The sequence below is a fragment of the Trichococcus sp. genome (genome assembly GCF_049589555.1).
In the GTDB taxonomy this organism is placed as follows: domain Bacteria; phylum Bacillota; class Bacilli; order Lactobacillales; family Aerococcaceae; genus Trichococcus.
The window spans coordinates 1-11,264 of sequence record NZ_JBAWAZ010000147.1; the positions used below are offsets into that span (position 1 = coordinate 1).

The window sequence follows — 11,264 nt, forward strand, 5'->3', positions numbered from 1 at the left end:
GCCGCTCAAAAAAGCAGAGCAGCCAATAACGGAATCGTAAATACCGAGAGCAGCGTCGAAATGAAAACGTAGCGCGTTGAGAAGGCGGTGTTGCCTCCGTACTGCATCGACAGCGCGACAGCCATCGCCGGGCCTGGCATGGCCGAGATGATGACGAGGATCCCCAGCATGGTCGGGTTCGTCAGTATGCCTTTCGTAGCCCACCATAAGAATAGCGGAATCACGATCATCCGGTAGAACGCAAACAGATAGATTTTCCATTCCTTGAAGGCGCCGAGAATATCGATGTCGGCCAATGATGCGCCGATGATGATCATTGCCAACGGGGATGTGATGTTTCCGATGCTGGTGGCTGTGTCCATCACCAACGCCGGTAATTTGATGTCGAACAGGAAGACGAATACCGCGAACAACGAAGCCAGATTGCCGGGATTCAACAGGATTGCTTTCCAACTCGCCTGTGATTTCTTGGAGCCTTTCGCAATCAGAAAGACGCCCAAAGAGTAGATCAGCAGGTTGTTGGGAATGCCGTACAATGAAGCATAAAAAAGCGCACCTGTTCCGAAAATGGCTTGCACGACCGGCAATCCCATGAAGCCGTTATTCGTGAAGATGGTCAGGAACTCGATGATTCCTTCGGTTTCTTTGTCCGCGCGGAACAGTTTGGGACTGAACTTGGCCAATCCGACTGTGAAAAGATACATCAATGTCGCGGTCAGCAGGACGAAGAGCGTGTCCGATTTCGTACCCACCTCACCTGCGCCCTCAACAGAAGCGATGACGAGCGCCGGCACCGTTACGTAGGTGATCAATGCCGCAAAATTGGCGTTCGCGTGCTTGTCGAAAACTTTCATGACCGTCGCGAGATAGCCCACAAACATGATCAAAACCAGCATGATCATCCTACCAAATACAACCCTAACATCCAAAACCCGAACGCCTCCCCTGTCCCATCCATTTATATATATACAAATTCTAACACAGTTATGCGCTGAAATTTTGTTTTCGATTCAGATTTATGGACTTTCCGGCAGCAGAAAAATCATATTGCGCACAATTCCCATTGAATGTCTGATAACTACTAAGAATCAGACAACCAGCGCTCCGCCAAGGCGAATATTGTCCGATTATGCTGAAGTATCGGACAACCGGAACCTGTCTCTGGAGTAGGTTGTCCGATAACACCGAAGTATCGGACAACCGGACATCGCTTCTCGCGAATGTTGTCCGATAACGGCTAAGAATCAGACAACTAGGCGGATATAACCAAAAAAGGACTGCCTCATGGGACAGCCCCTTGTTCCTACATTCAGGTTCACATATTTCTTACGTCATAATAATCCGGAGCAACGCGTTCCATCAGTCCGGCTTCCTTCTCGGAAACAGTCAGATAGAGTTCGTGCATTGCCCGGGTGCAGATTGTATAGAGGATCTGAAGTTCGTTCTGGGCAGCTTTTGCCGGGTAATGGCAAATCGCAAAAACGACATCGAATTCCAGACCTTTTGCCAAACGGGCCGGCATGATCAATACCGGATGATGGCTGTTGTCGGTATCCTGCTGCACCAGTTTGTAATCAATGCCAACTAGAGTCAGGTCTTGGCTGATGCGCTCCGCATCTTCCGCATTGCGGCTAATGAAAGCCACGCGCATGCCAGCCGCGACACTCGCCTCCACCTTTTGTCTGATGTAGCCCATATCGAGCCTGCCATCCTCAGTCAAGAGTACTTCCGGTTTCTTGCCGGAACGGATATAGGTCCCTTCCGGTTTCTCGCCTTCGATGAAGCTTTCCGAGAAACGGACGATTTCATTCGTCGACCGGTAGCTGGTCAGCAAACGATAGGAACGGAACGTGCTTTCGGAAAAGATGGTCCGGAGATCATCAAAGGAAAGACGTCTGTTCAGGATATTCTGATTTAAGTCGCCGCTCAAGATGAAGCGTGCGCTCGGGTAGGCATGCTGCAACATCTGCAGTTGGAAAGGTGAAAAATCCTGCACCTCATCCAGGCAGATGTATTGGTATTTCATGTCGCTGGATGGTCCCTTCAGCAACAAACGCAGACTGTAGTAGGCATCCAGATCTTCCAGCAGCACACTCTTCTCTGCCATGTGTTCCGCAACCACAGCGATGTGGGCGCGCCATTCATCCTCATCCAAGCCGAAAGCATCCAATGAAAGCAATTTAGGGACGGCTCTCAGGAAATGGATGTATTGGTTCTTATAGCGGATAAAGGCCAGCGCTTCGATCCTCGCGACGATCGGTTCGAAAGCGTCCTCCAGGATATCAGCCGTCATGGCCTCTTCCATCGCTTTTTGGTTGTGGGTCTCTTTCTCGTAACGGTACAGATCCAGATCGGACATGGCGATCATTTCTTTTTCGACCCATGGCTTGCCTTTTTGCGACTGCTGGATGCGTTCCACGCGCTGCAGCAAGTGCCTTTTGAGGATATCCAATTTGCTGGCCAATGAACCTTGGCTTTCGATGCTGTAGAAGGCCGACTCGATCTCCTTCTCCGAGAGGATGATATCATCGCGGAAACGGATATCCGAGAATTTCAGGTAGCGTTTCTTCAGGAGCGTGCCGTATTTCTGCAACGCTTCATAAAAGGCCAAGCTGCCCTTCAGTACCGTAACCTTGGCTAAGCTGTCCTCTTGATCGGCGCGCAAAGAAAATCCGGTCACTTTCCGCTCCATGAATTCGCTGAAGGTTGTGTTCCCCACATTCAGTTCGCCCAATGCAGGCAACACTTGGGAAACATATTCCTGGAATATTTTGTTCGGGGAAAACAGGACGACTTCTTCCGACTTCAATTGGTCCCGGAAAGCATACAGCAGATAGGCGATTTTCTGCATCAGGACAACCGTTTTTCCTGATCCGGCCACCCCTTCTATCAGCGTGACGGCTGCTCTGGTTTCCCTGACGATCTGGTTCTGCTCTTTCTGCAAGGTGGATACGACCGTGCCCATCTGATAGGATGAAGGTCCTTCCAACACTTCCAGCAAATACGGGTCGCCCATGACATTGTCCGTGTCCATCATGCGGATGATTTCCGCCTGTCTGATCAGAAATTGCCTCTTCAGGTCAACGCCGTAGGACATCGGTTGATCCGCTATCATCAGCTTCACTTTTTCGCCTTTGCTGCCTTCATAATAAAGCGAGGCAATCGGCGAACGCCAGTCGACGATCAGGTTCTCATCTTTCTCGAACAAGGATCCGATCCCGATATAGATCGTTTCATTGCCGAAATCATCGTGATAATCGATACGGCCGAAGTAAGGCTCATCCTGCATTTTTTCCAAGACAGCGACACGCTCGTTGCTGTTCTGCAATTCGTTGTTGCGGATCATCAGCTCCTGCTCAAAAGCCCGCAGTTCAGCCGACGATTCCCAGACACTCTCTGAAGAACCTTGGCTGATTTTGATCTCTTTGGATTCCTTTAATTGCTGTCTTTGCTTTTCACTTTTTTCTTCTACTTGCTCGGCCAATCGCGTTTTTTCGTTGTTGATGACTTTAATGACGCGATGGACACGTTCCTGTTCTTTCGTTAGATCTTTATGCAACCAAATGACACCTCTCTCTTAAGAAAACTCTTGGACTATTCGGTCTACTCCACTAAATGCGACAATTAGTAGTATACCATCGCACAGAGATTCTGGCTATTCCTTGTACCTGGATTAAAACGTTCCAAATCAAAAAAAAACCGGTAGGAAAGACCTGTTGAAGCTCTTCCTTCCGGCTGTTTTTGTTGTTCGGATTGCGTTTTACAGGTCCTGCGCATTTGTGTCTATCCGTTGAGGATCTTTTCGATCGCAGTGTATCCTCCCAGGATATTGACAATCTTTTTGAATCCCCTCTCCTCCAATGCACCGATGGCGACGGCGGAACGGACGCCGGATTGGCAATGGACGTACAGAGGCTCATCCCGTTTGAACGGCAACGGTTCCTCCAAGAGCTTGCCGAGGAGTACGCGCTTGGCATCGGATAGATGCCCTTCATCCCATTCGCTCTTCGAACGCACATCCAATATCTGCAGATCCTTTGCCTGGCGCAATGCAATGAAGGCGGCTGCCGTGATCATTTCGGTCATCTTTTCATCCTTGATCTGGCCGGCATCCAGATAGCCTCTGACTTGGTCGAACCCGATGAGCTGCAGCTGACGGGCAGCCGTTTCAGCCTGCTCTTTGGTTCCGATGAACGTCACTTGCCCTTCGTAATCCAGGAACCAACCCGCGTAAGTCAAAAACTTTTTGTTCAGCGGAATATTGAGTGTCCTTTCGATGTGTCCGGCTTGATATATTTCTTTCGCGCGCAGATCGATCAGCCTATCATTTGGACCGGCCTGCTGAAGCGGGTAGACTGGATAAGGCACGTAGGCGCCGCTGTCCAGTTTGTTGATTTTTTTCATCTGGGCAAAGTAGGTCGGCGGCTCAGGCTGATCATCCGTCAAAGCTTCGATGAAACTCGATTCCTCGTCATGTTGGAAAGCCCAGTTGTTGTCTTTTTCGTAGCCCAAAGTGGTCATCGATACGGCTCCCAACGACTTCCCGCAGGCGCTGCCGGCACCGTGCCCGGGCCAAATCTGCAGATGATCCGGATAGTCAGCCATTCTCTGAAGAGAGCGGAACATTTCTTTTGCTCCGATTTCGGTGGTGCCTTGCATATGCGCTGCCTCTTCCAGCAAGTCCGGTCGGCCGACGTCACCCACAAAGATAAAATCGCCGGTGAACAACCCCATCGGAATGTCCGAACCTCCGCCGATATCCGTCAACAGAAAGGACACACTCTCCGGCGTATGCCCAGGTGTGTGCAGGACCTCCAGTTTGACCTTCCCTACGGAGATGATGTCCCCATCCTGCAGCAGCACGCTTCCTTCCGGCAGATCCTGGTAACGCCAGTCATCCCCGCCCATGTCCGAGACATACAGATTGGCTCCTAAACGCCTCCCGGTTTCCCGCAAGCCGGATGCATAATCGGCATGGATATGCGTTTCGGTGGCTGCCGTGATGACCAAACCTTCTTCTTCGGCTGCCAAGATATAGTCATCCAACTTGCGCAGGGGATCGATTATCATGGCTTCTCCTGTTTTTTGACACCCCACCAAATAGGAAAATTGCGCTACTTGGGGATCGAAAAATGATTTAAAAAACATGCATGAACTCCTCCTTTATCCTGTCGAAAATTCAGTATGATTCATCTGCTCAGGCTTGCGACAAAATTGATGGTCGTGGCGATGATGGCTGTCCCGAAAACGAAGGACAATAGCGCATGGCCAAGCGCAGCCTTCCGGAATTCCGGTGTCGTGAAAGTCGTGTCGGAGACTTGATAAGTCATCCCGATCGTGAACGCCAGATACGCGAAATCCCAAAAATTAGGCTTTTCGGTACCCTCAAAGATGACTCCGCCGTTCACATCGCGGTAATAGAGTTCCGCGTACCGCAACATATAAAGGCTGTGCACCGTCGTCCAGGAGAGCACGATGCTGAACAGACCAAATCCGATGGTCCCGAAACTGCGTTCGTGGGTCGTCAACATCAACGCAACGGCTCCGATGCTGATCAGACATGCCATCAGGACAAAAAAATCGATCGTCGAATATTGGATATCTTCTTCTTGCGCAATCCTTTCCGTTTCCGTGCCATCATGCGGATGAAAATCCTTCCACAGCAAATACAATAAAATAATTGCGGCACTGTCCCACCCGATCAAAGGGGCCAATTCCCAACGCAACAAGAATCCGCCGGTCAGCCCGATGCCCGTACCGATCGCTCCGGCAATCAGAAAGCGCGTCCTCTTTTTGCGCATATCCCTTCCGGCTTTCGTTTGATCGGTAAATAAATGGCTTCTTTTCTTCATGGCTTTCCGCCCCCTGCTTTTTCGGCCTGACTGTTCTTTCAGATGGTGATTTCGATGACATTCTTTTCCGGATCGAGGAACATGCTTTCATAATAGCCATCCCCTGTAATGCGCGGTTGGCTTTTGCATGTATATCCCGCTTTGATGAGTCTGTCAGTGAAATAGTCGACGTTCTGCTTGCTGCCGACGGATACGGCCAGATGCGCCCAACCCAGCATATCGAGGGGTTGGCGTTCGTTTACATCCATCCTCTTCATAAGCTCCAAACGGGCCCCTCCTTCACGGAAAGTAATAAAGTAAGATTGGAAGTCTTTTTCAGGATTCCGGTATAATTTATTGGCCTTTCCATCAAAAAAACGAACATAAAAATCGCGCATCAGCTCCAAATCGTCCACCCACACTGCAACATGTTCAATCTTCATCGTTATTCACGTCCTCTCATCATCCTCGCCGGTGCGCTGGAGACTAACTCTGCGCGGATGGCCTGCAACAAAACATCCCGGAATCCCTTTCTGGACTTGCCTTAAAAGCGTTTCCTCAATTTGATTTTATCACATCGCTGGCGCTTATGCGTTCCCGGAAGCATCCGGATATTTACGGGAACGGTATGGGGGTTCGTCATCTCCGGCCAAGCGGTACTTGCCGGAGATCCTGTTCGATTTTATTGCTGTCCTCCGGAGAGACTGACCCGGCCGGAGGTCAGCTCCGATTACGATTGCCCTTCTCCGACCGGGCTTGCCTTCATCGGAGGTCATTGTAGTTTTCGGCCGCCTGCCCGCTGTAGCCTTGCCTCCCTTAAACTTATGTGTCATTTTTGCCATCTTTTTCAAAGTAATTTCTCAGCATCCACTCAGAATATGATTGACAGACTGATTTGTATTTGATAGTGTGGAATTAACAAAATACGATTCGATGTGATGAAGAGGTCGCGGTTAACAATCAGTAAGGGATTCCCTGAAAGGTGTTGCTGCCGAAATACTCTGTATTGGGGCCAAGGTTGAATAAATCTGGCACTGTCGGACAAAGCCGCCCAGCTTTGTTCGGTGAGCTTCTCACGTTGGGGCAAATTGGTGGAATTCACTATATGGATGCAACGCTTCAGCTTAAGCAGCCTGTTTTGAACGACTATGAGACCATTTGCTCATAGTCGTTTTTTGTCTATTCATAAATATAAAACAGAATTCAGGAGGAAGATAAGCATGGCTATTTTTGAAGGGTCAGGCGTTGCGATTGTTACGCCGTTTAAAGATACGGAAAACCAAGAAATCAACTACGAGGTATTGGAAGAACTGATTGAGTTCCAAATCGCGAACGGCACCGATTCGATCATCATTGCGGGCACAACCGGGGAAGCTTCGACGCTGACGGATGAAGAGCAACTTCATCTCATTCGTTTCACTGTCGAAAAAGTCAACGGCCGCGTACCCGTCATCGGCGGTGCTGGGAGCAACGACACGCGCCACGGTGTCGGATTGACGCGCGCTGTAGAGGCAACGGGTGTGGATGCGATCCTCAGCGTCACCCCTTATTACAACAAAACATCGCAAAAAGGCTTGATTGAACATTACAAAGCCATCGCAAACAGCGTGAAAGTTCCGATTGTCCTTTACAATGTGCCGGGCCGCACCGGCCAGAACATTACCCCTGAATCTCTGGTGGAACTGGCGAAAATCGATAACATCGTTTCGTTGAAGGACGCTACCGGAAACTTCAGTCAAGCAGTGGACAACTTGAGCCTTTTGGGCGATCGCCTGGATATCTACTCCGGGAATGATGACACCATCATCCCGTTGATGAGCTTGGGCGCAAAAGGCGTCATCTCAGTCTTAGCCAATATCGCACCGAAAGCTACATCCGAAATGACACATGCCTTCTTGGATGGCGACATCAAAAAGGCCGCTGCGATGCAAGCCGAGTACAAAGAACTGATCGACTGCCTGTTCGTGGAGCCGAATCCGATTCCTGTAAAAGCCGGAATGCAACTGCTGGGCTTCAACGTCGGACCGCTGCGTCTGCCGTTGACGGATGCCGATCAAGCAGTCATTGACCGTTTGGCCGCAGCCATGAAAAAAGTCGGCTTGATTTAGGACAAACCGAAAAACCCGCCCCGGAAATTAGTTTTTTCCGGGGCGGGTTTTATATTTGTCAGAAAAGATGCAGTATATATTTATTGAACAACAAAATAATCAGTACAAGAAGCATAACGATAACAAAACCTATGGCTCGTTTCACGTAGAACTCTCTCAACTTCATGGCTTTTCCTTTCTCGATTTCTTCGTATAAATTTCTCCTATTTCACGACTCCGAGCTTCTTGAAATGTGCCTTCGGAAAAGCGGTGATGCCGATGCCATTCGCGTCCCCTAGCTTGATCATGCCTCCGTTGAACAGCGGACCGCCCTCATAGGCCTCCATTTTGAAGAGCGACGGCCAAACGAAGTCGACCATTGTGATGCTGTTTTTGGCGGCTGCCAGATGGGCCGCTGCGCTGATCGAAACCTTGCTTTCCAGCATGCAGCCGATCATGCAATCCACCCCGTAAGTCTCCGCTACGGCGCAGATTTTGAGGGCCTCATAAATGCCCCCGGTCTTCATCAGTTTGATGTTGATTAGGTCGGCTGATTGTGTCTGGATGATGTGGAGAGCATCTTTCACGGAGAAAACACTCTCGTCAGCTACTATCGGTGTTTGGACATGTTGCGTAACAAATTTCAGACCGGCCAAATCGTTCGCCTTCACTGGCTGTTCCACCAGCTCGGCCAGCATGCCCTTATCCTCCAGCATACTGATGCTGCGGACCGCATCCTGGGGGCTCCAGCCTTGATTGGCCTCGATCCGGATGCGGATGCCCGGTCCGACTGCCTTACGGATGTCCAACAAGCTCTCCACATCCTTGAGCCCACGTTTTCCGACATTCACATTCAGGATACTGAAACCGTCCTGGACGGCCTGCAAACTACCGCGCACCATCTCATCGATAGGATTGTCGCTGATTGTGTGGGCGGTCTCGATTTTTCGTTTCGCCCCGCCCAATACTTTATACAAAGGTTGGCCGAGCGTTTTGGCGTATAGGTCGTAGACTGCCATGTCAACGGCAGCTTTCGCCGATGTGTTGTTGACGATGCTGGCATGCAGCCTTTCCATGATGGTATCCAGGTCGAAAATCTCCATTCCGATGATGCTCGGAGCGATGTATTGCATGATGGCCTCGCGGATGGAAGCCTTTGTTTCGCCGGTGATCAAGGCTGTCGATGGCGCCTCCCCATAGCCTGCGGTCCCGCTGTCGGTCACGATGCGGATCAGGATGTTATTCACGGCATCAACCGTGCGTGATGCTGTTTTGAATGGCGTCCGCAGTGGGATGGCCACTTCCCCAATTTCAATTCTGTCGATTTTCATCATCAAAACCCCTCTCTTTACCGGCACGCTTTCCATCCGGGATAAGGCAGCGACTTTTTTAAGCTGATTTTGTTCCACCACCCGTTTGTATCTATTTTACCAAGAAAACGCTTAGGCACCAAACGTGAGGCCGTAGCCTGTCAGCTTCGGATGCTGCACGATAAAAAACGCACAAGTTGCCAGTAGGATGATACTAAACTGGTAGCTCGTGCGTTGTTTTTTTCGGATTAAAGTATTGCCTCAAAAATTCGGCTTCCATTTTCGCTCGCGTTCTCCGGCCAGCTTTACTTGCGCCAGTTGCCCACTCGTCAATCAGCCCTGTTTTTTCTTTTGCTGCCTGCTCGTCAGGCGTACGACCAAGTTGCGCGGCGCCAGCTTCGACGAGAAGAGCGCTCCCTTCAGCAACATCGTCGGAACAATGATTTTCTTGCGTTTATACATTTTGTCCAAGGCATAATTGACGCAGTATTCAGAAGTGATACCCTTCAGGTTGAATTTCACATCAGCCACTTGGTTGAACTCCGTGTCGACCGGTCCCGGACATAACGAACCAACATAAACGTTGCTCTTCTTCTCTTCAAGCTCTTCAGCAATCGCGGAAGTGAAGCTCGTGACGTAGGCCTTAGTCGCATAATAGGTCGCCATGTAAGGCCCAGCCGGCATCAGTCCGGCAACCGAAGCCACATTCAGGATGTAGCCTTCATTCCTTGCGATCATATCCGGCAGAAATTTTTTGGTCAGGATGTGGACAGCCTTGATGTTGACATCAATCATCTCCAGTTCTTTGTCGAGACTGGTCGTCGTGAACGCGCCGAAATCACCGAAACCAGCACAGTTGATCAGGATGGAGATGTTTTTGTCCTTCGTTTCTTCGTACAGACGGAAGCATTCCTCCGCCTTCGCCAAGTCCGCCGTGATGATTTCGCTTTTGGTAGTCAACTGTTTGCTGATTTCCACAAGACGGTCCTCCCGCCTCGCAACCAAAATCAGATCGTACCCTTGTTGGCTGAGCTTTTTGGCGAACTCGTGGCCAATGCCCGCACTTGCGCCTGTGATGAGCGCTATTTTGTTTGTCATTTTTTTCCCTCGCGTTTCGTCAATATTAATGAGACTGCCTTTTTCGTTATGTTAAACATGCATCCTTTTCTCCAGCTCGCGCCATATCTCTCCGCCGTGATAGAGCAGGATGATGACCAAGGTGACTGCGCTCATCATAACCGACAGGCTCGCTGGCAATGGCGTCGTGACCCAATCCAAGGTCAGGAACAGCGCCGGCAGCAGCCCCAGCATGGCGGCCGTCAATAGGTACAACACGTAGTCCCTGACGCCCAAGTTGACGAGGCGCACCGCGATGTATAAGGATACGATCGCAAAACTGCAGATGATCGGCACAGCATAGGTGGTCGACCATCCGCTCCACCCTGACAGATAATCCAAATAAATGCACAGAAGCGACAAAGAGACGATCAGATAAACGATGCCCTTTGCGATGTTCCGCCTTTTCCGGATCAGGATCAAGACGGAAAGCCACATGCTCATGATCCCGAACAGGGCGAGCTGAAGATTTTCCATCCGCCCTATCCAGATCAGTTCTATCAGCAGGAAGGCGATGATCAAAACGAAGGATATCAAGGTCAAATATTTCCAGACAATCTCCTTATTGAACCGCAGCGGAATCTTCGGATAGGGATCCGGCAGAACCGGATCGACGGCTTCATCCAATGTCGTTCGGCACAAGGGGCATTGTTCCCACTCTCCCTTGATGGTCGCGTTGCAATGTTTGCAGTGTCTCATGATATCTCACCTTCCAAATCTTCACTCAAAACCTTGTTCGCTGCGACAGTGACGGCTACGCCAGCGTCGGTCAAAATCCTGACAAACTGTTCCTCGATCGTGGATTCGACAAAGGGCGAAGTGAAACTGACAGTCAGATGCTCCCCGTGACTGATGGCGCAAAATTGCGGGCGGACCGCCGAAGTATGGAAATACATTTTCTCGATGTAGCCGTCGATCGG

9 protein-coding genes, 1 pseudogene and 1 riboswitch are annotated in these 11,264 nt (G+C 50.2%); of the genes and pseudogenes, 1 reads left to right on the forward strand and 9 read right to left on the reverse strand.

Translation table 11 applies throughout. The features are described 5' to 3' along the window. Nucleotides 1–5: 5 nt before the first annotated feature. From WBV27_RS05815 to WBV27_RS05835, 5 genes are all read right to left on the reverse strand, one after another. The gene (locus WBV27_RS05815; RefSeq protein WP_424200244.1) at nucleotides 6–929 is read right to left on the reverse strand and encodes an AEC family transporter; all 924 of its coding nucleotides are present in this window, start codon (nucleotides 927–929) and stop codon (nucleotides 6–8) included. A 386-nt stretch (nucleotides 930–1,315) separates the two neighbouring features. Beyond that, entirely contained in the window at nucleotides 1,316–3,559 is a 2,244-nt protein-coding gene (gene helD / locus WBV27_RS05820) for an RNA polymerase recycling motor HelD (protein WP_424200246.1), read from the reverse strand. A 224-nt stretch (nucleotides 3,560–3,783) separates the two neighbouring features. Beyond that, nucleotides 3,784–5,148, reverse strand: coding sequence for an MBL fold metallo-hydrolase (locus WBV27_RS05825; RefSeq protein WP_424200248.1), 1,365 nt, complete (start codon nucleotides 5,146–5,148; stop codon nucleotides 3,784–3,786). A 41-nt stretch (nucleotides 5,149–5,189) separates the two neighbouring features. Then, on the reverse strand, nucleotides 5,190–5,852 hold the full coding sequence (locus WBV27_RS05830) for a DUF1345 domain-containing protein (protein WP_424200250.1): 663 nt from the start codon (nucleotides 5,850–5,852) through the stop codon (nucleotides 5,190–5,192). A gap of 38 nt (nucleotides 5,853–5,890) precedes the next feature. Next, the gene (locus tag WBV27_RS05835; protein ID WP_424200251.1) at nucleotides 5,891–6,274 is read right to left on the reverse strand and encodes a VOC family protein; all 384 of its coding nucleotides are present in this window, start codon (nucleotides 6,272–6,274) and stop codon (nucleotides 5,891–5,893) included. A gap of 490 nt (nucleotides 6,275–6,764) precedes the next feature. Beyond that, a riboswitch (Lysine riboswitch) is annotated at nucleotides 6,765–6,911 on the forward strand. Between the two features lie 140 nt (nucleotides 6,912–7,051). Here WBV27_RS05835 and dapA point away from each other — a divergent pair. Next, the gene (gene dapA / locus WBV27_RS05840) at nucleotides 7,052–7,939 is read left to right on the forward strand and encodes a 4-hydroxy-tetrahydrodipicolinate synthase (protein WP_424200253.1); all 888 of its coding nucleotides are present in this window, start codon (nucleotides 7,052–7,054) and stop codon (nucleotides 7,937–7,939) included. Between the two features lie 203 nt (nucleotides 7,940–8,142). On the opposite strand, the gene WBV27_RS05845 is transcribed toward dapA, so the two are convergent. The 4 genes and pseudogenes from WBV27_RS05845 to WBV27_RS05860 form a co-directional block, all read right to left on the reverse strand. Further along, nucleotides 8,143–9,249, reverse strand: coding sequence for a mandelate racemase/muconate lactonizing enzyme family protein (locus WBV27_RS05845; RefSeq protein ID WP_424200255.1), 1,107 nt, complete (start codon nucleotides 9,247–9,249; stop codon nucleotides 8,143–8,145). 312 nt (nucleotides 9,250–9,561) lie between these two features. Continuing rightward, nucleotides 9,562–10,326, reverse strand: a complete 765-nt coding sequence (locus tag WBV27_RS05850) for an SDR family NAD(P)-dependent oxidoreductase (RefSeq protein WP_424200257.1) — start codon at nucleotides 10,324–10,326, stop codon at nucleotides 9,562–9,564. A gap of 51 nt (nucleotides 10,327–10,377) precedes the next feature. Beyond that, nucleotides 10,378–11,043: a DUF6320 domain-containing protein gene (locus WBV27_RS05855; protein ID WP_424200259.1), complete on the reverse strand. Its 666-nt coding sequence runs from the start codon at nucleotides 11,041–11,043 to the stop codon at nucleotides 10,378–10,380. After that, nucleotides 11,040–11,264, reverse strand: a pseudogene (locus WBV27_RS05860) (alcohol acetyltransferase); the annotation flags it as partial. The pseudogene WBV27_RS05860 and the gene WBV27_RS05855, both read right to left, overlap by 4 nt.

What these genes read in the sequence shown, in the direction of transcription:
- dapA (WP_424200253.1), top strand. Translation starts at nt 7,052, where the DNA reads ATGGCTATTTTTGAAGGGTCAGGCGTTGCGATTGTTACGCCGTTTAAA.
- WBV27_RS05855 (WP_424200259.1), bottom strand. Translation starts at nt 11,043, where the DNA reads ATGAGACACTGCAAACATTGCAACGCGACCATCAAGGGAGAGTGGGAA.
- WBV27_RS05845 (WP_424200255.1), bottom strand. Translation starts at nt 9,249, where the DNA reads ATGAAAATCGACAGAATTGAAATTGGGGAAGTGGCCATCCCACTGCGG.
- WBV27_RS05835 (WP_424200251.1), bottom strand. Translation starts at nt 6,274, where the DNA reads ATGAAGATTGAACATGTTGCAGTGTGGGTGGACGATTTGGAGCTGATG.
- WBV27_RS05830 (WP_424200250.1), bottom strand. Translation starts at nt 5,852, where the DNA reads ATGAAGAAAAGAAGCCATTTATTTACCGATCAAACGAAAGCCGGAAGG.
- WBV27_RS05825 (WP_424200248.1), bottom strand. Translation starts at nt 5,148, where the DNA reads ATGTTTTTTAAATCATTTTTCGATCCCCAAGTAGCGCAATTTTCCTAT.
- WBV27_RS05850 (WP_424200257.1), bottom strand. Translation starts at nt 10,326, where the DNA reads ATGACAAACAAAATAGCGCTCATCACAGGCGCAAGTGCGGGCATTGGC.